The sequence below is a fragment of the Agrobacterium sp. a22-2 genome (genome assembly GCF_012276985.1).
Lineage (GTDB): Bacteria > Pseudomonadota > Alphaproteobacteria > Rhizobiales > Rhizobiaceae > Allorhizobium.
In genome coordinates this window covers 347,374-369,960 of the sequence record NZ_JAAXMM010000001.1, presented here as the reverse complement: position 1 = coordinate 369,960, position 22,587 = coordinate 347,374, and the positions used below count along the sequence as shown (strand labels likewise).

Sequence of the window (22,587 nt, the reverse complement as noted above, 5' to 3'; positions counted from 1 at the left end):
AACCCACTAAATAGCCGCCATGACCCAGGATATCGTTACCCTTCCAGAGGCCGTTGTGCCCACTGGCGCCAAGTCGAACAGCCGCAAGGTCTTCATCAAGACCTATGGCTGTCAGATGAACGTCTACGACTCCGGCCGCATGTCCGATGCGCTGGCCGGCGAAGGCTATGAGGCGACGGAAGACATGCAGCAGGCCGATCTGGTTCTGCTCAATACCTGTCACATTCGCGAAAAGGCCGCCGACAAGGTCTATTCGGCGCTCGGTCGCCTGCGTGACATGAAGAAGGCGCGCGAAGCCGAAGGCCGGGAATTCATGATCGGCGTGGCCGGCTGCGTGGCCCAGGCCGAAGGCGAGGAAATCCTGCGCCGCGCCCCGGATGTCGATGTGGTCATCGGGCCGCAGACCTATCACCGCCTGCCACAGGCCCTGCGCAAGGCGCGCGGCGGCGAGCGGGTCGTCGATACCGACTATGCGGTCGAGGACAAGTTCGAGCACCTGCCGGATGCCCCCAAGCGCAGCGGACCGCGCATCGTCACCGCCTTCCTCACGGTTCAGGAAGGTTGCGACAAGTTCTGCACCTTCTGCGTGGTGCCCTATACCCGCGGCTCCGAGGTGTCGCGACCGCTGGCGCAGATCGTCACGGAGGCCGAAAAGCTGGTCCAGGCCGGTGCCCGCGAGATCACCCTGCTCGGGCAGAATGTCAACGCCTGGCACGGCGCCGGCCAGACGGGCGAGGATCTTGGCCTCGGTGACCTGCTCTACCGGCTGTCGGAGATTCCGGGACTGGCCCGGCTGCGCTACACGACCAGCCATCCGCGCGACATGGACGACCGCCTGATCGACGCCCATCGCGATCTGCGAACCTTGATGCCCTACCTGCATCTGCCGGTGCAGTCAGGCTCCGACCGCATCCTCAAGGCCATGAATCGCCGCCACAAGGCGGCCGAATACGTGGCCCTTGTCGAGCGCATCCGCACTGCGCGGCCGGATATCGCCCTGTCGGGCGATTTCATCGTCGGCTTTCCCGGCGAGACGGACGCGGATTTCGAGGCCACCATGGCGCTGGTCGAGACGGTTCGATATGCGCAGGCCTATTCGTTCAAATACTCGACCCGGCCGGGAACGCCCGGAGCCGATCTCGAGGATCAGGTGCCGGAAGGCGTAAAGGCCGAACGGCTGGCACGACTTCAGGATTTGTTGCTGAAACAGCAGCGCGAATTCGCCGAATCCTGCATCGGCAAGACCATCGATCTGCTCTTGGAAAAGCCGGGACGCATGCCGGGACAGCTCATCGGACGGTCTCCTTGGCTGCAGTCTGTGAATGTTGATGCAAAAACATCGCAAATCGGTGACATTATCAATGTACGAATCACCGCAGCCGGCCCAAACAGCTTGTTTGCCGAGGTGGCAGAGAGCTAGAGTAGGGGCCGGACCACTGATTGAAACAGGAGCCTGACCCGCTTGAACGCACAAGAATTGGTTTCTTCATCCTCGCGCACCGCCCGCACCGCCGCGACCGACGCCAATCATTTTATACTGACGTTCGAGAACAACAGGTTTGCCAGCGAGCTTTTTGGCCAATTCGACCAGAATTTGAAGCTTCTCGAAGAGCGCCTTCAGATCCATGCCCGGGCACGCGGCAATTCGGTTTCCATTTCCGGGGAGTTGCTGGCGACCAACCAGGCGCGCCGCGCTCTCGATTTTCTCTATGCCCGGCTGCAAAGCGGCGGCACGGTCGAGACCTCGGATGTTGAAGGGGCGATCCGCATGGCGGTTGCCGCCGATGACCAGTTGACCCTGCCGACGCTGGAGCGCAAGGCCAAGCTGACCATGGCGCAGATCTCCACCCGTAAGAAGACCATCGTCGCCCGTACACCAACCCAGGATGCCTATATGCGGGCGCTTGAGCGCTCCGAACTCGTCTTCGGCGTTGGCCCGGCCGGCACCGGCAAGACCTATCTGGCGGTGGCCCATGCCGCGCAATTGCTGGAGCGTGGCGTTGTCGACCGCATCGTCTTGTCGCGGCCGGCCGTCGAGGCCGGCGAGCGTCTCGGCTTCCTGCCCGGCGACATGAAGGAAAAGGTCGATCCCTATCTCAGGCCGCTCTATGACGCGCTCTATGACATGATGCCGGGCGACAAGGTCGAGCGCGCCATCACCGCCGGCGTCATCGAGATTGCACCGCTTGCCTTCATGCGCGGCCGTACCCTCTCCAATGCGGTTGTCATTCTCGACGAAGCCCAAAATACCACGACCATGCAGATGAAGATGTTCCTGACCCGCCTTGGTGAGAACGGCCGTATGATCGTCACCGGCGACCCGAGCCAGGTCGACTTGCCGCGCGGCGTGAAATCCGGCCTTGTCGAGGCGCTGCAGATCCTGCACGACATCGAAGGCGTTTCGGTGACCCGGTTCAAGGATGTCGACGTCGTGCGTCACCCGATGGTGGCGCGCATCGTGCGGGCCTATGAAGCGCAGACCGCCGTTCCGGATGAAAGCGAGCATATCGGCCGGTAAGACCGGACCCATAAAAGCCATGCAGACACTGGATATACAAATCGCGGTCGAAGACGAGGAGTGGCCGGAAGAAGGGCAACTTCAAACGATGGCGGAGCGGGTTTTGAGCGAGGCTGTTCGTCATCTGGCCACGCTCGGCCAACCCTTTCCGGACCAGGCGCCTGAGCTTTCCATGGTCTTCACTGGCGATGATGAGATCCGCACCATCAATGCGCAATGGCGCGATCAGGACAAGCCGACCAATGTGCTGTCCTTTCCGGCCTATCCCTTGGCTCCGGGCGATCCGCCGGGACCAATGCTGGGCGACATCATCATTGCCAGGCAGACCGTCGAGCGCGAAGCGATCGATCTCGGCAAGAGCTTTGACGATCACCTGACCCATCTGATGGTCCATGGTTTCCTGCATCTTTTCGGCTACGATCACCAGCAGACGGACGAAGCTGAAATTATGGAAGGCCTGGAGACTGGCATTTTGGCTTCACTTGGCTTATCTGATCCCTATGCGGGCCACGACCCGGTTTAACAGTTTGGTAGAATGAGCGACTTTACGACACATACGGCCGCAGAGGCCAAGGAGGGCTCGGAGAGCTCCTCATCGGAGGAGGGCTCTAGTCCCTTGCGGCAGGCGGTGTCCGCCAGGCCGCACTTTTCTCTCTGGTCGCGCGCCGCGCGCATCCTGCGACCCGGAAACGGATCGAGTCTCCGTGAAAATCTGACCGACGCCCTGATGGCCGATGCCGGCGGCAGCGAAGCCTTTTCGCCCGAAGAGCGGGCCATGCTGCACAACATCCTGCGCTTTCGCGAGGTTCGCGTCGAAGACATCATGGTGCCGCGCGCCGATATCGAGGCCGTCGACCAGACCATCAGCATCGGCGAATTGATGACCGTGTTCGAGGAATCGGGCCGGTCGCGCATGCCGGTCTATAGCGAAACACTCGATGATCCCCGTGGCATGGTGCACATTCGCGATCTCCTGTCCTACGTGGCAAAACAGGCGCGAAACAAGCGTCGGGTTGGTACGAAGGCCGCAGCGAACGGATCGGCGACGAGCGAAAAGACGGAAAAACCCGAAAAGCAGACTCGGACGGCGAGAGCGAATTTCGACCTTGGCCGTGTCGACCTCGACAAGACGGTGGCCGAGGCCGGCATCACTCGCTCGATCCTTTTCGTGCCGCCCTCCATGCATGCCTCCGATCTGTTGAGCCGAATGCAGGCGGCCCGCACCCAGATGGCGCTGGTCATCGATGAATATGGCGGCACCGATGGGCTGGTGTCCCATGAAGACATCGTCGAAATGGTCATCGGCAATATCGAGGACGAGCACGACGACGAGGAAGTCATGTTCAGCCGCACTTCTGACGACGTCTTCCTAGCTGATGCCCGCATCGAGCTTGAGGAAATTGCTGCGGCCATCGGTTCGGATTTCGATGTCCGCGACCAGGTCGATGATGTGGATACCTTGGGTGGCCTGATCTTTTCGGCGCTTGGCCGCATTCCGGTGCGGGGTGAAGTAGTGCAGGCCCTTGCCGGGTTCGAGTTCCATATCCTCGATGCCGACCCGCGACGGATCAAGCGCGTGCGCATCATTCGAAAGCGTCCCCCAGCCCGCCGCCGCCTTGCCAAGGGCGAAGTGGACAGCGCGCCGATTGCTGCCAAACGCAGCGGCGCGGCCGCCAATGGCAAGCATGATCCCGTCGAAGCCGATCCAGCCGAACCCGTTGGCGATTGATCGCATCCCTTTGGATCTCGTCGCCGGGCGTAGGCTTGCGACTGCAGGGGACAAAACCGGCGTTTTTTGAAAAGCTAGCCCCGTGTGATTCGATCGGCATGGGAAAGGACGACGCATGGAGCGCCTTGCGGGCAGGATAATTCTGGTCTGGGGCGTGCGCCGCGCCGCATTGGCCGTTCTTGCTGGTGCCGTTGGGGCGTTGGCTCTTCCCCCGGTCGGCTTTTTCGCGGCACTTTTCGTCTCCTTTACCGTGCTGGTATGGCTGCTGGACGGGGTCAGCGGCAATCCGGACAACAGCTATTCGCGCGGCTTGCGCTCCGCCTTTGTGACGGGCTGGCTTTTTGGTTTCGGCTATTTCGTTGCAGGCCTCTGGTGGCTCGGCAATGCACTGCTGGTCGAGAGCGACGAGTTTGCCTGGGCGCTGCCTCTGGCCATTCTTGGACTTCCGGCCGTTCTGGCGCTCTTCTATGGTCTGGCGGCGATGCTGGCCAAGCTTCTGTGGTCGGACGGCGTCGGCCGAATTGCAGCTCTTAGTGCCGCCTTCGGTCTGGTCGAATGGCTGCGCAGCGTCGTGGCGACCGGCTTTCCCTGGAATGCGATCGGCTACGGAGCCATGCCGATCCCGCTGATGATGCAGTCTGCGCATGTGATCGGGCTTTTTGGCGTGACCACGCTGGCGGTCTTCGTCTTCGCAGCGCCAGCCTTGATTGGCACACGCCGAGGTATCTTGCCGGGCCTCACCGTGGCGGCACTGCTTTTCGTCGCCCATATCGCCTACGGTGCCTATGTGTTGCTGATGCCGCAGATAGCGCAAGAGGATGCCAAGTCGGTGTCGGTCCGGCTTGTGCAGCCGGTCATCGACCAAGCGGCCAAACTTGAGAATTCTGATCGCGCGGCGATCTTCGAAAAGCACCTGTCCCTCTCGGCCCTGCCGCCGGCACCTGACGGAAAGCGGCCGGATGTCATCGTCTGGCCGGAGACGTCGGTTCCTTTCATTCTGACCGAAAATCCGGATGCGCTGCTGCGCATTGCCGATGTTCTGGAAGAGGGACAGGTGCTGGTCGCCGGCGCCGTCCGCTCCGAGGAGCAGGGCGCCGGCGCCGCGCCGCGCTTCTACAATTCCGTCTATGTCATCGACGACAAGGGGCAGATCGTCGCGGCGTCCGACAAGGTCCATCTGACGCCCTTTGGTGAATACGTGCCGTTTGAGGATGTCTTGCGGCGGTTCGGCGTCGAGAATCTGGTGAACCTGCCGGGTGGCTTCTCGGCGGCGGCCGACCGATCGTTGCTGCCCTTGCCAGGCGGCATCAAGCTCTATCCGCTGATCTGCTACGAGATCATCTTTCCGGACGAAATGACGCCGGCTCTGAGCCAGGCCGGCGCCATTCTCAATGTGACCAATGATGCCTGGTTCGGCTATTCGCCAGGTCCCTATCAGCATCTGCTGCAGGCCCGCGTTCGTGCCGTGGAGAATGCCCTGCCGGTGATCCGCAACGCCAATAGCGGTATTTCGGCCGTAATCGATGCCCAGGGCCGAATTATTTCCGGGCTGGATTTTAACGTTGAAGGAATTGCGGATTCAACCCTGGCGCTAGAATCTGTGCCGGAACGATACAACTATGCGCTGATATTAAACTTCTGGTTGATCGTCCTGGGTCTGGCGTCGTGGGCTGTAATTTCCCGCCTAGGTTTTATTATTGCAAAGAATTGACCAAAAACCCCTAAAATTGCATAGTGGGTTGAGCCATATGTCTGTGAGTATGCTTCCGGTTGGACGGAGGTCTACACAACGTCACGTTATTGACGACTTGCATCCAGCAAGGACTGTGGAATTGATTTGCTAACCATGTGTCAGGACCGCATCATGATCGAGAATAAAAAGAAGCCGAACCCGATTGATATCCATGTCGGAAGTCGGATTCGTCTTCGCCGGACAATGCTTGGAATGAGCCAGGAAAAGCTCGGAGAGAGCCTGGGCATTACGTTCCAGCAGATCCAGAAGTATGAAAAGGGCACCAATCGTGTTGGCGCCAGCCGCCTGCAGAACATCTCCAGCATTCTCAACGTGCCGGTCTCGTTCTTTTTCGAAGACGCACCTGGCGATCACGCAACGGGCGCGAGCGGCATGGCGGAGGCTAACAGCTCCAACTATGTCGTCGACTTCCTGTCCTCGTCGGAAGGTCTGCAGCTCAATCGGGCTTTTGTGAAGATTGCCGACCCGAAGGTCCGTCGCAAACTCGTTGACCTGGTGAAGGCTCTGGCCGCAGAGGCCGATACGGAGTAATTCCGGACCGGCAGGCGACAGCCTGAAAAGAGAGCGGCCGCAGGGCCGCTTTTTTTGTGGCTTGTTGTCAAAAACGCAAGGAATGCTGACATAAAGATATATTTATGTCGTTGTGCGCTTGTTTTTCCGGCGCGAACTGACTAACACATTTCGAAACTGGTTCTTCGAGGGGAATCCCGCATGCGTGCCAACTATCTGTTTACCAGCGAATCCGTTGCAGAAGGTCACCCGGATAAGGTCTGCGACCGCATTTCCGATGAAATCGTCGATTTGGTGTATCGCGAAGCGTCCAAGACCAATGTCGATCCTTGGACCGTGCGCATTGCCTGCGAGACCCTGGCGACCACCAACAGGGTGGTCATTGCCGGTGAGGTCCGCCTGCCGCCAAGCCTGATGAAGAAGGACAAGGATGGCAAGGACGTCATCAATCCTGCGAAGTTCAAGGCCGCCGCCCGCAAGGCGATCCGCGACATCGGCTACGCGCAGGCCGGATTCCACTGGAAGACAGTTAAGATTGATGTGCTGCTGCATTCCCAGTCCGCCGACATTGCCCAGGGCGTCGACAACGCCGCAGACAAGCAGGGCGACGAGGGTGCAGGCGACCAGGGCATCATGTTCGGTTATGCCTGCCGCGAAACCCCGGATCTGATGCCGGCACCGATCTATTATTCCCACAAGATCCTGCATATTCTGGCGGCTGCCCGCAAGAAGGGCGAGGGAGATGTCGGCAAGCTTGGTCCGGACGCCAAGAGCCAGGTCACTGTTCGTTACGTCGATGGCAAGCCTTTCGAAGTGGCGTCGATCGTTCTGTCGACCCAGCATCTCGACGAGAGCTGGGATTCGGCCAAGGTCCGCTCGGTCGTCGAGCCTTATATCCGCGAGGCACTTGACGGTCTTCCGATCGCCGACGACTGCAACTGGTACATCAACCCGACCGGCAAGTTCGTCATTGGCGGCCCTGATGGCGACGCCGGCCTGACCGGCCGCAAGATCATCGTCGACACCTATGGTGGTGCCGCACCCCACGGCGGCGGCGCCTTCTCGGGCAAGGACACGACCAAGGTCGACCGCTCGGCCGCCTACGCGGCGCGTTACCTCGCCAAGAATGTCGTGGCCGCCGGCTTTGCAGATCGCTGCACCATTCAGCTGTCCTACGCCATTGGCGTGGCGCAGCCGCTGTCGGTCTATGTCGATCTGCACGGCACTGGAAAGGTTGATGAGGACAAGGTCGAGGAGGCCGTCCGCAAGGTCATGGACCTGTCGCCTTCGGGCATCCGCCGTCACCTGGATCTGAACAAGCCGATCTATGCGAAGACCTCGGCCTATGGCCATTTTGGCCGCAAGGCCGGCCGGGATGGTTCGTTCTCCTGGGAACGCCTCGATCTCGCCAAGGCCCTGAAGGACGCGGTCAAGGCTTGACGGCGCGGCCAAGGACGGTCAGAGAACTGTCTGTTTGAAGCTTTTAAAGCGGATGTTCCCGAACGGAGCGTCCGCTTTCATCGTTGAAGGAAGCATGACATGACTGAGGAACGCCGAGGCCGCGGCACGGAAGCCTTTTTCGGACGCCGCAAGGGCAAGCCTCTGCGCCATCTGCAGGCTGAACATCTTGAGACCGTTCTGCCTGCCTTCAAGCTGGACCTGTCGACACAGGCACCCTCAGACCTTCGCCAACTCTTTCCGAATGCCGTCGATCGCACGCGCATGGAAATCGGCTTCGGCGGCGGAGAACACCTCATTCATCGCGCCGTTGAAAATCCCGCGACCGGTTTTATTGGCGTCGAGCCCTTCGTCAATTCCATGGCAAAACTCGTCGGCCAGATCGTCGCGAAAGGTGCCGAGAATATCCGGCTTTACGACGACGATGCCACGCAGGTGCTGGATTGGTTGCCGGACAATTGTCTGGATCAGATCGACCTGCTCTATCCCGACCCGTGGCCGAAGAAGAAGCACTGGAAGCGCCGTTTCGTGTCCGACGTCAATCTCAAGCGGTTTCATCGCGTGCTGAAGCCGGGTGCCCTGTTCTGCTTCGCCTCGGATATCGATACTTATGTCAACTGGACGCTCGCCCATTGCCGCGAGCATGGCGGTTTCGAGTGGACGGCGCGCAACGCCAGCGACTGGAAGACGCCCTATGCTGGCTGGCCGGGCACCCGCTATGAAGCCAAGGCCAAGCGCGAAGGCCGATCCTCTGCCTATCTGACCTTCCGGCGTCGGGACGTGCCGGCCTGAAACCATGAGGCGGCACGGCGCTTTGCATCCAAGGGCCGGAACGATCCGGGCGACCGGTCTAAGCCAGGCGCAAATCTTTGGCGATCAATGCAGGCTGACGGTCTTCAGATCGTCTTCCGCCGCCTTGTAGAATGTGCTGGATCTGTTGTCGGTCAACAGGATTGGCGTACCGTCGGCGCCGAATAGAGCCCAAAGATCCAGCGTCGGATCAATATCGGGGGCATCCGGGAAACAGCGAGACACCTCTTCGAAGCGCATCTTGCGAATATAGCCCACTTCCCCCGCACCCAGATGGGCAAGTTGGGATTTGGTCAGGTTTGTGTTGGCTTCTTTCAGTAACATTCCGATCCTCCGTCGATGAGGGAGCAACGGCAGACAGGGCCGTTAACCCTACTTTGAAGTCGAAATGTTAATTTTTCTCACCACTTGGCTCGCTTCGGGACGAATAAGATCGATGGCCAGCAATCCGTTGTGCAGACGTGCCTTCAGCACGTCCATGCCGTCTGCAAGCACGAAGACCCGCTGGAACTGCCGGGCCGCAATGCCGCGAAACAGGAAATCGCCCTCCGGCCGCTCTGCCTGCCTCCCGCGGATGACCAATTGGTTGGCATCGACGGAAACGTCCAGTTCCTCTTGCGAAAAACCTGCCACGGCAAGGGTTATGCGCAGAAGGTCTGCCTCGTCCGGCTCCGCCCGGCGTAGAATCTCGATATTGTAGGGCGGGTATCCATCATTGGTTCGGGCGATCTGGGAAAGCATAGTTTCCGTGGCATCGAACCCCAGCAGGAGAGGATTGGCGAGAGACTTTATCCGGCTCATTCATGGTCCTTAAGTCGGTCAAGTCCGCCTTGGCCGATGCCGAGGCAGATTGTCCCCTAATATGGGAATGCCGGCTGCGTCCTGCAAGCGCTAGCCGGCTTGACAAAGGACAACCTCAGCAGCCATCAAGCGGTCCATTGCGCAACACGTGTTTGGACGGATGGAATGGAAAAACCCAGCAAGATCATTATCGACACCGATCCGGGGCAGGATGATGCGGCGGCAATCTTGCTGGCGCTGGCAAGCCCTGAAGAGTTGGATGTCCTGGGTCTGACGATCGTGGCCGGCAATGTTCCGCTGTCTTATACCAGCCGCAATGCGCGCATCGTCTGCGAACTGGCTGGCCGGAGCGACGTTGCCGTTTACGAGGGCGCGCTCAAGCCACTTGAGCGCCCGCAGGTGACGGCCGAGCATGTGCACGGCAAGACCGGCCTTGACGGTGCCGTACTGCCGGAGCCGACCATGCCGGTCCAGCCGTTGCACGCCGTCGATTTCATCATCGAGACCCTGCGCCACGAAGAGCCGGGCACAGTGACGATATGCACGCTGGGACCGCTCACCAATCTGGCGCTCGCCCTTAAGAAGGCGCCCGATATCGCGCCGCGGATCAAGGAACTGGTGATGATGGGCGGCGGTTTTTTCGAGGGCGGCAACATCACGCCGGCTGCCGAATTCAATATCTATGTCGACCCGCAGGCCGCCGACATCGTCTTCCGCTCCGGCATGCCGATCACCATGCTGCCGCTCGACGTGACCCACCAGTTGCTGACCACCAAGGCCCGCGTGGCGCGGATCGCGGCACTGGGAACGGACGTGTCAAGGGCGATGGTCGGTTGGCTGGAGTTCTTCGAGCGCTTCGACGAGGAGAAATACGGCTCCGATGGCGGTCCGCTGCACGATCCTTCGGTGATTGCCTATCTGCTGAAGCCGGAACTCTTTTCCGGCCGCCACTGCAATGTCGAGATCGAGACACAGTCCGAACTGACGGTCGGCATGACCGTCGTCGACTGGTGGCGCGTCTCCGGTCGCAAGGCCAATGCCAATGTAATGCGCAATGTGGATGCCGGTGGTTTCTTCGACCTGCTGATCGACCGGCTCGGCCGTCTCTGACCAAATATTGAAACGACCGCCGGACAAATCGTCCGGCGGCCGTTTACGTCTGGGATCTGGTTCTGTCGTCAGAATTCCTGCCAGTCTTCCTTGACGGCTGCCGACGAGCCACCGGCACTGCGCTTGGGCGCCGCTGCTCTTGCCGGCATCGATGCCGGTCGGCTGCTGGATAGCGCGCGCATCGTCTGCGCCACGGTGCGCAGTGGCTGGGTGCTCTGCCCGCCGGAGGTCCGGAACCGCGCAATGAGCATCCGCAGGTTCTCGGCTTCAGTGCGCAGGGTCACGCTTGCCGCCGTGGTTTCTTCCACCATGGCTGCGTTCTGCTGGGTCACCTGGTCCATCTGGTTCACCGCGGCGTTGACCTCCTTGAGGCCGGAGGCCTGCTCGCTGGCCGAGGATGAGATCTGGCGCACCAGACCGTTGATCTGCATGACCTGGTCGGCGATCTTGTGAAGGGTCTGGCCAGCCTGGCCGACCAGTTCCACGCCGTCCTTGACCTGCGATCCGGACGTGGTGATCAGCGTCTTGATCTCCTTTGCCGCGCTGGCGGAGCGCTGGGCCAGTTCGCGCACTTCCTGTGCCACGACCGCAAAGCCCTTGCCGGCATCGCCGGCGCGAGCCGCTTCCACCCCGGCATTGAGCGCGAGAAGGTTGGTCTGGAATGCGATTTCGTCGATCACGCCGATGATCCGTGAAATTTCCTGTGAGGACTGTGCGATACCCTGCATGGAGGCAACGGCCTTCTGCACGACTTCACCGGACTTCTCTGCATCGTCACAGGCCAGGCTAACGGTCTTCGCGGCGGTGTTGGCATTATCGGCGCTGGAATTGACCTGTTCGGTCAGTTCGTTGAGGGCTGCTGCGGTCTCCTCCAGGCTGGCCGCCTGCTGTTCGGTGCGCTTCGACAGGTCGGCGGCGCTGTCGGTGATTTCACCGCTGCCGTTGCCGATATTGACGACGCTCGCATTGACGGCCTCAATGGTTTCTTCGAGGCTCGCCACGGCAGCGTTGAAATCCTCCTTGAGGGCGGCGTAGTCGTCCGGGAATGCCTCCTGGATTCGATAGCTGAGATCGCCGTTCGACAGCGCAGAAAGGCCGGTGCCCAGCACGGCGACGATCCGCTGCTGCACGGCAGCCGTTTCGCCGCGTTGGGCCTCCGAGCGGCTGCGCTCGGCCTCCGCTGCGCGGCGCTGTTGTTCCGCCTCGCCCTCCAGGGCGCGGCCGTTGGCCAGCCTGTGGCGGAACCCTTCAAGGGCCTTGGCAACCAGTCCCATTTCGTCGGCGCGCGTCTGGCCGCCCACTTCAGCATCATACTCGCCGCGGCCGAGCCGATCGACATCGCCGAGAAGATCATGTAGCGGCTTTTGGACATAGCCCTTGACGGCAAACCACAGGGCCAGCATGACGGCGCCGAGCACGACGAAGCCGCCGACGATCATCATATAGGTCTGGGCCTGGACCGGAGCGCTTATCGCGCTATGCGGAATGTCGACGATGACGGCCCAGGTGGCATTCACGCCGGGCACCTCGAACGGATAAACCAGACGGTCGAAATTCTCGGTCTCCGCCGATTGCAGATCGCGCACCAGACTGCTCCGGCCGGACGACAGACCGGTCTTGACGGCATCTGCGCCTTCACCCTCATAGGGCTTCATCAGCAGATCATCCGAAGGGGCGACCAGCCATTGCGCGCCTTGCGACAGCAGCATGACACGCCCCGAACCGAAGGGATGCAATCCCTTCAGCTTTTCCGAAAGTGCGGCAAGCGAGACATCCACGCCGGCAACACCGATCAGTTTGCCGCCGGACAGGACCGGATAGGCGATTGAGCTCATGGTCGTCGGCACTTCGGTGCCTTCAGCACGATAAGGCGCCGTGATCGCTCCCTTGCCGGTCTTGGACGCCAGGGCGTACCACTCGGCGGGATAATCGTTCTTGAAGGTCGAGAATTGAATTCCACCGTCCCTCGTCTTCGACCAGTAGGGTGTGAACACGCCCTTGTCGTTGCCGCCAAGCTCGGTGTTGTTGACGACATCGTCCTGCCGTCCGTCGAAGGCCTTGATCTCCTCGCAGAACCAGCTGCCGAAGGCAAAGGCGTTCTGTTCCACATTGGCCTTCAGCAGGTTGATCGCGCCCTTGCGGTCGAACGAGGCGCCTTCATGGCCGCGGCCAAGAATGCCGGCCATGGAGCGGGCGGCACTTGCCAGTTCGCCGATATCGCCGGCGACCTCGTTGGCGATCGCCTTGGCCTCGCTGTCGGCCTGATCCATGGTCAGCGTCTGGACGCGGTCACGGGTCTGGTAAATCAGGAAAAGGTTTGAGAAAATCAGGACGAGCGCGATGGCCAGTCCGGTCACCAGCAGGAGTTTTGTGGCAATCGATTTGGAATTCAATTTTAACATCGGGGCCTCGAACAGCGAACGACCGGCATGGCCGGTCTGCAGAACGCTCGGTGTGGGAATGCCCCTTCATGGAGCCGGCGTTTCCAGCCTCAAGCCTTGTTGAAGCCCGGGCGAAATCGCGCGGATACTAGGCCGGCAATACTTAATTCGGATTGAAAGCGGGCAGCGTTTTTTCGCATGGTACCTGGAAGCAGGTGAGCACTCCCTAGAGAGCGGCCGCGACTGCGTCAGCCGTTGGAATCGATGGTTGGGCACCGTGCTGCAGGCAGGCGAGCGAACCGGCGACGGCCGCACGCCGCAGAGCGGTGGAAAAGTCCAGCCCCTGATCCAGTCCGGCTGCGAAGTAACCGCAGAATGTGTCGCCCGCTCCGACGGTATCGACCGGAACGATCTGCAGTCCCTCGGCCTGGTATTCGGTGCCCTCATGGATGGCGATGACGCCCTCGGCGCCGAGCGTCACGATCAGGGTCTGCGCTGTCTCGGCATGAAGCCGGCGCAGCGCATGCCGCCGCCCGTCGGCCCCCATGCCTTCCCAGGCCGCCAGACGCTCGAATTCCGTCTCGTTGGCAATGACGATATCGGCCATCCGTCCCAGGCGGGCCGCTTCGCTGGTGAGCGGTGCAATGTTGATGATAGTCTTGACGCCGCGCGCCCGGGCCTGGGTGAGGGCGTGCTCGACGGCTGCGGCCGGAATTTCCAGCTGCAGCATCAGGATATCGCCGGCCTGCATGCCGGCCACGGCGCCTGCCGCTTCGGCCTCCGTCAGAGTGCCATTTGCCCCTGCGATGACGGCGATCATGTTCTCGCCATCGCCGCCGACCAGGATCAGCGCGGTGCCGGTCGATGTCGGACTGCGGATCACGGAGGACAGATCGGTACCGGCGACATCCAGCAGCGACAGGGCGGGATCGGCGAAGCCGTCATCGCCGACCGCGCCGACCATGCGCACCTGAGAACCGGCTCGGCGGGCCGCCAGGGCCTGGTTTGCACCCTTGCCACCGGCTGCCGTCGAGAACGTATCCCCCGCAACCGTTTCGCCCGGCAGCGGCAGGCGCTTCGTCGTGGCGATGAGGTCCATGTTGATGGAGCCGAATACCGTGATCATTCTTCTTGTCCGCCTTTTGATTGAGGGCCACCGGCCGGCGATCGTCAGTCGTCGTCCACCACGCGCAGCCGTAAAAGCCCCGTTCTGCTTTCCACCGAAGGAGCCTCTGGTTGCCCGGGCTCGGCAGGGCCGGCGCCAGCTTCGAACTCCATCGCTTCTATCTTGGCGCCCCTCTTTGTCAACTTGTCCGCCGAGGTCAGGATCATATCCACGTCTTTTTGCGCCGCCAGGAAATGGCTCTGCAGCTTCCGGGTCCGGTCGTCCAGCCGGGTCAGATCCTCCATGAGATGCAGGACTTCACCCTGGATCAGATGGGCCTGTTCGCGCATGCGCTGGTCCTTCAGAACGGACTGGATCACCTGGATCGACAGCATCAGCAGGGAGGGAGAGACGATGACGATCCGCAGGCGGTGCGCCCTTTGCACGATGCTCTCGAAATGCTCGTGGATTTCGGCAAAGATCGATTCGGACGGTACGAACAGGAAGGCCATTTCCTGGGTCTCGCCGGCGATCAGGTATTTCTCGGCGATATCGCGAATATGCACGTCCAGGTCACGGCGGAACTGCTGGCTTGCGGCCTTTCGCATCTCAGGGCTGCCGGCATCGCGGATCGCGTTCCAGGCCTCCAGCGGAAATTTTGCGTCGATGACCAGGGGCGGCGAGCCGTTCGGCATGCGGATCGTGCAATCCGGCCTTGAACCGTTCGAAAGGGTCGGCTGGAAGGAATAGGCGCCCATCGGCAGACCGTCGGCCACGATGGTTTCCATGCGCGACTGGCCGAAGGCGCCGCGCGTCTGCTTGTTGGACAGAATGGCCTGCAGGCCGACCACATCCTTTGCCAGGTTCTGGATGTTGTTCTGGGCCGCATCGATCACCGCCAGGCGTTCCTGCAGGTGCCGCAGGTTCTCGTGGGTCGATTTGGTCTGCTCCGTGATGGTTGCTCCGATGCGATGGGTCATGCCGTCGAGCCGCTGGTTGATCGCGTGATTGAACTCGCTCTGCTTGGCGCCGAAGACCTCCGACATGGCGGCAAGCCGGCCCTGCATGTCGGCCTGGGCCCGCAGGAGATCTGCCATGCGCTGTTCGGCGAGGGCATCGCGCCTGGCTGCCTCGGCGCGGATTGCAGCACGCAGCGCTCTGCCACGCCACACAATCAGGGCGATTGCCAGCAGAAGCGCTCCAGCAAGGCCTTTCACGAAAAGCCCGAGCGAGATCTGCAAGTCTCCGATTGCAAAAAGGGATGTGCCGGATGTGAGTTCAAAACCATTCATGGACCGGAGACTACCAGATTTTGCAAGCGAATCCAGATCAAAACAAGAACATGATGCATCTCTGCGCGCTTCATGGAGGCAGGAGAGCGACGTGGTGTGTCAGCGGAAGCTCTTCGAAGCAACGGGTCGGAATCTTGATAAAGATCAAAATATGTAGTTATTTAATATTTACCTTATGAAGGTAGTTGTAATTTAAGATATTAGCTAAATGGAAAATTTACCAATTTAAGCGTTTATTGTTTCCATCAAACGTTGCAATTGGGCGCGCCATCCGGACTGCCTTAACATGCCAGGGGACATCATGATTTCGCACGACGAAAAGAATGCGCTTAGCAAGCGCCTGGACTTCATCGGCTTTGATGACGTCGCGCGGCAGAAGTTGCGTGCCCTTGGCCCGATCATCAAGAATAACGTCGGCGCAGCACTCGATGTCTTCTATCAGCGGGTTCGAAAGACACCCGAAACCGCAGCGTTCTTCCGCAGCGAGGATCACATAAAGGGTGCGAAAAAGCGCCAGGAAGAGCACTGGACCGTCGTCGGCACGGCCCAGTATGACGAGCGTTACGTCGAAGGGGTCCAGGCTGTCGGGCGAGCCCACGCCCGTATCGGTCTCGAGCCGCGCTGGTATATCGGCGGATATGCGCTTCTGCTCGAACAGCTCATTCATGCTGTCGTGCGGGAGCGTTGGCCGTCGAGATTCGGCAGAGGTGGTTCGCAGAAATTGGCAGATGAGGTCGCGATCGTCGTCAAGGCTGCCCTTCTGGACATGGACTATTCCATATCGATCTACCTCGATATTTTGGCAGATCAGCGCAACCAGGCGGAAGCCGCTCGCCTCAAGGGCGAACAGGAACAGGCCGTCGCCTTGTCTGCCCTGAGTGCCGTTCTGGCACAACTGTCCAAGGGCGATCTGGATTCTACGCTTCCTCGGGACCTGCCGGACAATTTCGTCAGCATGGCAGGTGACTACAACAATTCCGTGGACACCCTGCGCAACACGATTGGCACCGTGCGAAGTGCTGCCGAAGAAATCCTGCGCTCTACGACCGCCATTTCAGAAGCGGCCAATCATCTGGCCCATCGCACCGAGCAGCAGGCCGCGGGACTCGAAGAGAGCACGGCTGCCCTGCAGGAATTGACGCACAGCGTCGCCCAGGCCGCCGATGGCGCCCAGAAAGCGACCGTCGTGGTCAAGATGGCACTGAACGAAGCCAAGACTTCGGGAGAGGTCGTGACCAAGGCCGTAGCGGCAATGGGCGCGATCGAGAAATCCTCCGATGAAATTTCGAAGATCATCGGAGTCATCGACGAGATTGCTTTCCAGACCAATCTTTTGGCCCTCAATGCTGGTGTCGAGGCGGCGCGTGCCGGCGAGGCCGGCCGAGGTTTTGCGGTCGTCGCCCAGGAAGTCCGCGAACTGGCGCAGCGTTGCGCCAATGCAGCTAAGGAAATCAAGGGGCTGATCTCTCAGAGTTCCGGCCAGGTGCAATCGGGCGTAGGCTTGGTGAACAACGCCGGCGAGGCGCTGGAGAAGATCATCAACCGGATTGGCGAGATCAATGGCATCGTCACCAGCATAGCCTCGGCGGCGTCGGATCAGTCGGGTGGACTGAAGGAAGTCAACATCGCCATCGGCAGCATGGACACCATCACCCAGCAGAATGCCGCGATGGTCGAAGAAACTTCGGCCCAGACCATAACCCTGCGCGACGAGGTCGAGCGCTTGGTCAGTGCCCTGCGCAAATTCAAGGCCCGCGACGGATATGTCGAGCGGGTCAGCCCGGAGCGACGCGGCGAAACTGACGGGAGTTCCGTCCACCGCCGCGCCGGTTGAGCTGAGGCCCGTTGCGCCAAAATAGCGCACCGAAACCCCCAATTGACGAAAAAAGTCGGATTGTCGCGCATTGTTTACCGTCCGTTTATGAAACTGCCGAATTCTCAGCTCTCGGCAGAAGTCGCTCGCGTATTCCCGCGAGCACGAAGGCCGGGAAGAGTGGCCGCGAGCAACTGATGACCGATAAAAACGATACTGCCCTAGCCGAGCGTCTTGCCTTTGTGGAACTGGATGAGGCCAGTTGTCGAACGCTCAAGGCGCTGCGTCCGACCCTCACGGACATCCTGGGCGGCGCCCTCGACAAATTCTATGCAAAGGTCGGCGCCACTGCACAGATCTCGGGTTTCTTCCGCGATAAGGGCCATATGGCGGCCGCCAAACAGGCGCAGCAGGGCCATTGGGACAAGGTCTCGGCCGGCAAGTTCGACGACGTCTATGTCAAGGGCGTGACTGCGATCGGCAAGGCCCATGCCCGCATCGGTCTCGAGCCGCGCTGGTATATCGGCGGCTATTCGGTGCTCTTGACCGAACTGGTCAGCGGCGTGCTGCAGAAGCATTGGCCTTTCCCATTCGGCAAGCGCCATGCCGCTGTCCTTGCAGACAAGCTCGGCGTGCTGATCAAGGCTTCCATGCTCGACATGGACTATTCGATTTCGGTCTATCTGGATGCACTGGAGGAAAAGCGGCGCGAACTGGAAAGCGAGCGCGAGCGGTTTGCAGCCGATCAGCGCATGGCGATGGAGCATCTGCGGCGCGGCCTGGCAGCTCTTGCCGACGGCGATTTCGCATCGCGCATGACGACGGACCTGCCGGGCGATTTCAAGCAGATGGCCGACGATTACAACCAGACCGTATCTCGCCTGAGCACGTCTTTCGCCGCGATCCGACGGGCATCCGAAGAGATCCTCGACGGCACGGAGACCATCGCCAAGGGCTCCGACGAACTGGCGCTTCGCACGTCGCAACAGGCCGCCGGTTTGCAGGAAAGCGCTACCGCGTTGCAACAGCTTTCCGTCAGCGTCAACCAGACCGCCTCCAATGCCGAGCGGGCATCCGCAGCCGTGCGCGATACCCAGCAGCAGGCGCGCAACTCTGGCGAGGTGGTGAACAAGGCGATCGCGGCCATGGCGGAAATCGAAAAATCGTCTTCGGAAATCTCCAAGATTATCGGCGTTATCGACGAAATCGCCTTCCAGACCAATCTTCTGGCGCTGAATGCCGGCGTCGAGGCGGCTCGGGCCGGCGATGCCGGCAAGGGTTTTGCAGTTGTTGCCCAGGAGGTCCGTCTGCTTGCTCAGCGCAGCGCCGACGCCGCCAAGGAGATCAAGGGGCTGATTTCCCAGAGCTCGAGCCAGGTCAACGAGGGCGTGGGGCTGGTCAGCAACACCGGGACGGCGCTGGCCGACATGAGCGATCGCGTCAACCAGATCAACGCGATTGTGTCCGATATTGCAGGCGCTGCCAAGGACCAGGCAACGGGTCTGCAGGAGATCAATCTTGCCACGCGCGGCATGGATGCCTTGACCCATCAGAATTCCAGCATGGTCGAGCAGACGTCTGCCGAGACCCGGCGGCTGCGCAATGAAGTGGCGGGGCTTGTCGGTCTTCTCGGCACGCTTGGCACCGAGATGCGGCAGTCAGGTGGTCAATTCCGGCCGGGCACACAAAGCCGCGCCGCCTAAGGTCAAAAATTCGCTCCGGTTCAGCAAAAACCGGAGCGAAGGGCCACGTTTTTCGATTTCCTCCAGAAAAGAGATGGGTTATGGGAAAAGCCATGACCATCAAGCCTATAATCATCATCCCGGATCCGTTGCTGCGTCAGGTCTCCAAGCCTGTCGAACGGGTCGATTCGGACCTGACACACCTGATCGACGATATGCTCGACACCATGTATGACGCGCCGGGCATTGGCCTGGCTGCGGTGCAGGTGGCGGTGCCTCGTCGACTTCTGGTGATCGATGTGTCCAAGGAAGGCGAAGACAAGCAGCCGCTGGTCTTCATCAATCCGGAAATCGTCCGGTCGTCCGAAGACCGCTCTGTCTATGAAGAGGGCTGCCTGTCCATTCCGGACTATTATGCGGAAGTCGAGCGCCCGGCCGCGGTCACCGTCAAGCACCTCGATCGTAACGGCAAGGAACAGGTGACGGAGGCCGATGGCCTGCTGGCCACCTGCCTGCAGCACGAGATCGACCATCTGAACGGCATTCTCTTCATCGACCACATCTCGCGGCTGAAGCGCGAAATGGTCATCAAGAAGTTCAGCAAGGCGGCCAAGTCCAAGGTGACTGTCTAAGTCACCGGCGCGGCGCGGCATCCGGTTTCGCCGGCCAATCGTTCGAACCCGTATCGTGGAGACCGACCATGGCGCTGCGCATCATCTTCATGGGAACGCCGGAATTTTCGGTCGCGACTTTGCGGGCTCTGGCGGAGGCCAGGCATGAGATCGTTGCGGTCTATTCCCAGCCGCCGCGGCCAGCCGGCCGCCGTGGCCTCGATCTGACCAAGTCGCCCGTGCACCAGGCCGCCGAAGAACTCGGCATTCCGGTTCTGACGCCGCTCAATTTCAAGGGTGATGAGGATCGTCGGGCTTTTCAAGCTTTCGAGGCCGATGTGGCCGTGGTCGTTGCCTATGGGCTGCTGCTCCCGGAAGCGATCCTCAGTGGCACACGGCTCGGCTGCTACAATGGCCATGCCTCGCTTTTGCCGCGCTGGCGCGGTGCAGCACCCATCCAGCGTGCCATCATGGCCGGCGATGCGGAGACCGGCATGATGGTCATGAAGATGGACAAGGGGCTCGACACTGGCCCGGTTGCATTGACGAGAACCGTCGCCATTCGCCCTGACATGACCGGTGGCGAATTGCACGACGCGCTGAAGCTGGTGGGTGCCGAGGCCATGCGCGAGGCCATGGCGCGGCTTGAAGCGGGCGACTTGCCGCTGACGCCGCAGCCGGCCGACGGCGTGCTCTATGCGGCCAAGATCGACAAGGCCGAAACCCATATCGATTTCGCGCGCCCTGCCGGCGATGTCCATAACCGCATCCGCGCCCTGTCGCCATTTCCGGGTGCCTGGTTCGAGGCGGAGATCAATGGCCGCGTTGAGCGGATCAAGGTTTTGGCGAGCCTGTTGGCCCAAGGGAGCGGCCGGCCGGGCGAGGTGCTGGACGATGACCTGACCATTGCCTGCGGCGAGGGGGCCGTGCAGCTGACCCGCTTGCAGAAGGCCGGTGGCAAGCCGCTGCCGGCGGTGGACTTCCTGCGCGGTGCGCCGCTTGTTCCCGGAACGGTGGCGCACTGATGCCACGCTTCAGCATGACGGTCGAATATGACGGCACGCCCTATGTTGGCTGGCAGCGCCAGGACAATGGCCATTCCGCGCAAGGCGCGCTCGAAAAGGCGGTGCTGCTGCTGACCGGAGAGACCGTCAAGGTCCGCGGCGCCGGCCGTACCGACTCCGGCGTTCATGCCCGTGGTCAGGTAGTGCATGTCGATCTGACCCGCGACTGGGTGCCCTATAAGCTGCGCAACGCCCTCAATGCCTATCTGGCAACCGGCCGCGAAAGTATCAGCGTGCTGGAGGTGAAAGCGGTCAGCGAGGCTTTCGACGCCCGCTTTTCGGCCCTGCGCCGGCACTATCTCTACCGCATCATATCAAGGCCTTCGAGGCTGGCGCTGGAGGCCAACCGCGCCTGGTGGGTGTCGAAAGAGCTCGACCATGCGGTCATGCACGAAGCGGCGCAACAATTGGTCGGCAAGCACGACTTTACCACCTTCCGCTCGGTCCATTGCCAGGCCAACAGCCCGGTGCGCACGCTCGATCGTCTCGATGTCAGCCGCGACGGCGACCTGATCGAGATCCGCGCCACGGCGCAGAGCTTCCTGCACAATCAGATCCGCTCCTTTGCCGGCACGCTGAAAATGGCCGGCGAGGGCAAGATGAGCATTGCCGATGTCCGCGCCGCACTTGAGGCCCGCGACCGCTCCGCCTGCGGCCCTGTCGCGCCGCCGGAAGGTCTCTACTTCATGCAGGTCGACTATCCCGACGACAGCCATTTCGCCCGGACCTGCTGAGACGGGGTTGCGCCTTTTCTCGAAATCACGTATCGATATTTCAAGAATTATGGAAATATTGGACGCGACAGGAGACCCGTCATGACGATCACCATCTATCACAACCCGGCCTGCGGCACGTCGCGCAACACCTTGGCGATGATCCGCCAGTCGGGCGAAGAGCCCACGGTCATCGAATATCTGAAGACCCCGCCCAGCCGCGAGCGCCTTGTGGAGCTGATCGCCGCCATCGGCGCGCCGGTGCGAGACATCATGCGTCAGAAGGGCACGCCCTATGAGGAACTGGGACTGGACGATACCGCTGTCACCGACGCGCAACTCATCGATGCCATGCTGGCCCATCCGATCCTGATCAACCGTCCGATTGTCGAGACGCCGAAGGGAACCCGGCTCTGCCGGCCGTCTGAAGTGGTTCTGGAGATCCTGCCCAATCCGCAGATCGGTACTTTTACCAAGGAAGACGGCGAAGTGGTCACCTTTGATGGCGCGAATGGCGCGCAATCATGACGGATACTCCGAACATCGATGAGACGCAGTTCCGTCCGGTCGATGACGTGCGCTTGCACCAGCCGGACCGCAAGACGCATCCGCCGCGCATCCTGATGCTCTATGGATCGCTGCGCGCCGTCTCCTATTCCCGGCTTCTGACGGAAGAAGCGGCTCGCATCCTGCGCCGCTATGGCGCCGAGGTCCGAATCTTCGATCCGCACGGTCTGCCGCTTGCCGATGCGGAGCTTGCCTCCCATCCCAAGGTCCAGGAATTGCGCGATCTGTCGCTATGGTCGGAAGCCCAGGTCTGGTGCTCGCCGGAGCGGCATGGCGCGATGAGCGGGCTGATGAAGACCCAGATCGACTGGCTGCCTTTGTCGCTTGGTGCCCAACGTCCCACGCAAGGCCGCACGTTGGCGCTGATGCAGGTCTGCGGCGGCTCGCAGAGCTTCAACACGGTCAACCAGATGCGAATCCTTGGCCGCTGGATGCGCATGGTGACCATTCCCAACCAGTCGTCGGTACCGAAGGCCTTTATGGAATTCGATGAACACGGCCGCATGAAGCCGTCGGCCTATTACAATCGCGTCGTCGATGTCATGGAAGAACTGATGAAGTTTACGCTTCTGGTCCGCGACCGTGCCGATTATCTGGTCGAGCGTTATTCGGAGCGGGTCGAAAGCGCCGAAGAACTGTCGAAGCGGGTCAACCAGCGGTCGATCTGAGC

The 22,587-nt window shown here is 61.0% G+C and carries 21 protein-coding genes; 16 read left to right on the top strand and 5 right to left on the bottom strand.

What is annotated here, in order from left to right; genetic code table 11:
• Window positions 1–19 precede the first annotated feature (19 nt).
• The 8 genes from miaB to HFC70_RS01725 all read left to right on the top strand — a co-directional run bounded on the left by miaB (window position 20) and on the right by HFC70_RS01725 (window position 8,760).
• A complete protein-coding gene (gene miaB / locus HFC70_RS01760) occupies window positions 20–1,420 on the top strand; it encodes a tRNA (N6-isopentenyl adenosine(37)-C2)-methylthiotransferase MiaB (RefSeq protein ID WP_168471475.1) in 1,401 nt (466 codons plus the stop codon).
• 42 nt (window positions 1,421–1,462) lie between these two features.
• Window positions 1,463–2,518 carry a PhoH family protein gene (locus HFC70_RS01755; protein WP_168471474.1) on the top strand — a complete coding sequence of 352 codons (1,056 nt, stop codon included), beginning with the start codon at window positions 1,463–1,465 and terminating at the stop codon, window positions 2,516–2,518.
• Between the two features lie 19 nt (window positions 2,519–2,537).
• Entirely contained in the window at window positions 2,538–3,041 is a 504-nt protein-coding gene (gene ybeY / locus HFC70_RS01750; protein ID WP_168471746.1) for an rRNA maturation RNase YbeY, read from the top strand.
• A gap of 12 nt (window positions 3,042–3,053) precedes the next feature.
• Complete coding sequence (locus HFC70_RS01745) at window positions 3,054–4,247, top strand: hemolysin family protein (protein ID WP_168471473.1); 1,194 nt, start codon at window positions 3,054–3,056, stop codon at window positions 4,245–4,247.
• A 115-nt stretch (window positions 4,248–4,362) separates the two neighbouring features.
• The gene (gene lnt, locus HFC70_RS01740) at window positions 4,363–5,958 is read left to right on the top strand and encodes an apolipoprotein N-acyltransferase (RefSeq protein ID WP_168471472.1); all 1,596 of its coding nucleotides are present in this window, start codon (window positions 4,363–4,365) and stop codon (window positions 5,956–5,958) included.
• A gap of 153 nt (window positions 5,959–6,111) precedes the next feature.
• Complete coding sequence (locus tag HFC70_RS01735) at window positions 6,112–6,531, top strand: helix-turn-helix domain-containing protein (protein WP_168471471.1); 420 nt, start codon at window positions 6,112–6,114, stop codon at window positions 6,529–6,531.
• Between the two features lie 180 nt (window positions 6,532–6,711).
• Entirely contained in the window at window positions 6,712–7,950 is a 1,239-nt protein-coding gene (gene metK / locus HFC70_RS01730) for a methionine adenosyltransferase (protein ID WP_168471470.1), read from the top strand.
• A 99-nt stretch (window positions 7,951–8,049) separates the two neighbouring features.
• Window positions 8,050–8,760: a tRNA (guanosine(46)-N(7))-methyltransferase TrmB gene (locus tag HFC70_RS01725; RefSeq protein WP_168471469.1), complete on the top strand. Its 711-nt coding sequence runs from the start codon at window positions 8,050–8,052 to the stop codon at window positions 8,758–8,760.
• Between the two features lie 84 nt (window positions 8,761–8,844).
• On the opposite strand, the gene HFC70_RS01720 is transcribed toward HFC70_RS01725, so the two are convergent.
• Both HFC70_RS01720 and HFC70_RS01715 read right to left on the bottom strand, forming a co-directional pair.
• Entirely contained in the window at window positions 8,845–9,102 is a 258-nt protein-coding gene (locus HFC70_RS01720; protein WP_168471468.1) for a DUF1150 family protein, read from the bottom strand.
• Between the two features lie 48 nt (window positions 9,103–9,150).
• Entirely contained in the window at window positions 9,151–9,579 is a 429-nt protein-coding gene (locus HFC70_RS01715; protein ID WP_168471466.1) for an Hsp20 family protein, read from the bottom strand.
• 165 nt (window positions 9,580–9,744) lie between these two features.
• On the opposite strand from HFC70_RS01715, the gene HFC70_RS01710 reads away from it, so the two are divergent.
• Entirely contained in the window at window positions 9,745–10,689 is a 945-nt protein-coding gene (locus HFC70_RS01710; RefSeq protein ID WP_168471464.1) for a nucleoside hydrolase, read from the top strand.
• 68 nt (window positions 10,690–10,757) lie between these two features.
• Here the strand turns inward: HFC70_RS01710 and HFC70_RS01705 are convergent, their stop codons facing one another.
• The 3 genes from HFC70_RS01705 to HFC70_RS01695 form a co-directional block, all read right to left on the bottom strand.
• Window positions 10,758–13,091, bottom strand: coding sequence for a methyl-accepting chemotaxis protein (locus HFC70_RS01705; protein WP_168471463.1), 2,334 nt, complete (start codon window positions 13,089–13,091; stop codon window positions 10,758–10,760).
• A 205-nt stretch (window positions 13,092–13,296) separates the two neighbouring features.
• Window positions 13,297–14,196, bottom strand: coding sequence for a ribokinase (locus HFC70_RS01700; RefSeq protein WP_168471461.1), 900 nt, complete (start codon window positions 14,194–14,196; stop codon window positions 13,297–13,299).
• A gap of 44 nt (window positions 14,197–14,240) precedes the next feature.
• Window positions 14,241–15,467 carry a DNA recombination protein RmuC gene (locus HFC70_RS01695; RefSeq protein WP_168471460.1) on the bottom strand — a complete coding sequence of 409 codons (1,227 nt, stop codon included), beginning with the start codon at window positions 15,465–15,467 and terminating at the stop codon, window positions 14,241–14,243.
• Between the two features lie 301 nt (window positions 15,468–15,768).
• Here HFC70_RS01695 and HFC70_RS01690 point away from each other — a divergent pair, with 301 nt between their 5' ends.
• The 7 genes from HFC70_RS01690 (at window position 15,769) to arsH (ending at window position 22,585) form a co-directional block, all read left to right on the top strand.
• Complete coding sequence (locus HFC70_RS01690; RefSeq protein ID WP_168471458.1) at window positions 15,769–17,301, top strand: methyl-accepting chemotaxis protein; 1,533 nt, start codon at window positions 15,769–15,771, stop codon at window positions 17,299–17,301.
• Window positions 17,302–17,474: 173 nt separating this feature from the next.
• Window positions 17,475–18,983: a globin-coupled sensor protein gene (locus tag HFC70_RS01685; protein ID WP_168471745.1), complete on the top strand. Its 1,509-nt coding sequence runs from the start codon at window positions 17,475–17,477 to the stop codon at window positions 18,981–18,983.
• Window positions 18,984–19,075: 92 nt separating this feature from the next.
• Window positions 19,076–19,594 carry a peptide deformylase gene (gene def, locus HFC70_RS01680; protein ID WP_168471456.1) on the top strand — a complete coding sequence of 173 codons (519 nt, stop codon included), beginning with the start codon at window positions 19,076–19,078 and terminating at the stop codon, window positions 19,592–19,594.
• A gap of 68 nt (window positions 19,595–19,662) precedes the next feature.
• On the top strand, window positions 19,663–20,598 hold the full coding sequence (fmt, locus tag HFC70_RS01675) for a methionyl-tRNA formyltransferase (RefSeq protein WP_168471455.1): 936 nt from the start codon (window positions 19,663–19,665) through the stop codon (window positions 20,596–20,598).
• The gene (gene truA, locus HFC70_RS01670) at window positions 20,598–21,371 is read left to right on the top strand and encodes a tRNA pseudouridine(38-40) synthase TruA (protein ID WP_168471454.1); all 774 of its coding nucleotides are present in this window, start codon (window positions 20,598–20,600) and stop codon (window positions 21,369–21,371) included. Before fmt ends, truA begins: the two co-directional genes overlap by 1 nt.
• Window positions 21,372–21,452: 81 nt before the next feature.
• Window positions 21,453–21,878 (top strand): arsenate reductase (glutaredoxin), encoded by a 426-nt coding sequence (gene arsC / locus HFC70_RS01665; protein WP_168471453.1) that lies wholly within the window; start codon window positions 21,453–21,455, stop codon window positions 21,876–21,878.
• Window positions 21,875–22,585, top strand: a complete 711-nt coding sequence (gene arsH / locus HFC70_RS01660; RefSeq protein ID WP_168471451.1) for an arsenical resistance protein ArsH — start codon at window positions 21,875–21,877, stop codon at window positions 22,583–22,585. Before arsC ends, arsH begins: the two co-directional genes overlap by 4 nt.
• The last annotated feature ends 2 nt before the right edge of the window (window positions 22,586–22,587 follow it).

Excerpts from the sequence above, each read along its gene's own strand:
- miaB (WP_168471475.1), top strand. The coding sequence starts at position 20 with ATGACCCAGGATATCGTTACCCTTCCAGAGGCCGTTGTGCCCACTGGC.
- ybeY (WP_168471746.1), top strand. The coding sequence starts at position 2,538 with ATGCAGACACTGGATATACAAATCGCGGTCGAAGACGAGGAGTGGCCG.
- HFC70_RS01745 (WP_168471473.1), top strand. The coding sequence starts at position 3,054 with ATGAGCGACTTTACGACACATACGGCCGCAGAGGCCAAGGAGGGCTCG.
- lnt (WP_168471472.1), top strand. The coding sequence starts at position 4,363 with ATGGAGCGCCTTGCGGGCAGGATAATTCTGGTCTGGGGCGTGCGCCGC.
- HFC70_RS01735 (WP_168471471.1), top strand. The coding sequence starts at position 6,112 with ATGATCGAGAATAAAAAGAAGCCGAACCCGATTGATATCCATGTCGGA.
- metK (WP_168471470.1), top strand. The coding sequence starts at position 6,712 with ATGCGTGCCAACTATCTGTTTACCAGCGAATCCGTTGCAGAAGGTCAC.
- HFC70_RS01725 (WP_168471469.1), top strand. The coding sequence starts at position 8,050 with ATGACTGAGGAACGCCGAGGCCGCGGCACGGAAGCCTTTTTCGGACGC.
- HFC70_RS01720 (WP_168471468.1), bottom strand. The coding sequence starts at position 9,102 with ATGTTACTGAAAGAAGCCAACACAAACCTGACCAAATCCCAACTTGCC.
- HFC70_RS01715 (WP_168471466.1), bottom strand. The coding sequence starts at position 9,579 with ATGAGCCGGATAAAGTCTCTCGCCAATCCTCTCCTGCTGGGGTTCGAT.
- HFC70_RS01710 (WP_168471464.1), top strand. The coding sequence starts at position 9,745 with ATGGAAAAACCCAGCAAGATCATTATCGACACCGATCCGGGGCAGGAT.
- HFC70_RS01705 (WP_168471463.1), bottom strand. The coding sequence starts at position 13,091 with ATGTTAAAATTGAATTCCAAATCGATTGCCACAAAACTCCTGCTGGTG.
- HFC70_RS01700 (WP_168471461.1), bottom strand. The coding sequence starts at position 14,196 with ATGATCACGGTATTCGGCTCCATCAACATGGACCTCATCGCCACGACG.
- HFC70_RS01695 (WP_168471460.1), bottom strand. The coding sequence starts at position 15,467 with ATGAATGGTTTTGAACTCACATCCGGCACATCCCTTTTTGCAATCGGA.
- HFC70_RS01690 (WP_168471458.1), top strand. The coding sequence starts at position 15,769 with ATGATTTCGCACGACGAAAAGAATGCGCTTAGCAAGCGCCTGGACTTC.
- def (WP_168471456.1), top strand. The coding sequence starts at position 19,076 with ATGACCATCAAGCCTATAATCATCATCCCGGATCCGTTGCTGCGTCAG.
- fmt (WP_168471455.1), top strand. The coding sequence starts at position 19,663 with ATGGCGCTGCGCATCATCTTCATGGGAACGCCGGAATTTTCGGTCGCG.
- truA (WP_168471454.1), top strand. The coding sequence starts at position 20,598 with ATGCCACGCTTCAGCATGACGGTCGAATATGACGGCACGCCCTATGTT.
- arsC (WP_168471453.1), top strand. The coding sequence starts at position 21,453 with ATGACGATCACCATCTATCACAACCCGGCCTGCGGCACGTCGCGCAAC.
- arsH (WP_168471451.1), top strand. The coding sequence starts at position 21,875 with ATGACGGATACTCCGAACATCGATGAGACGCAGTTCCGTCCGGTCGAT.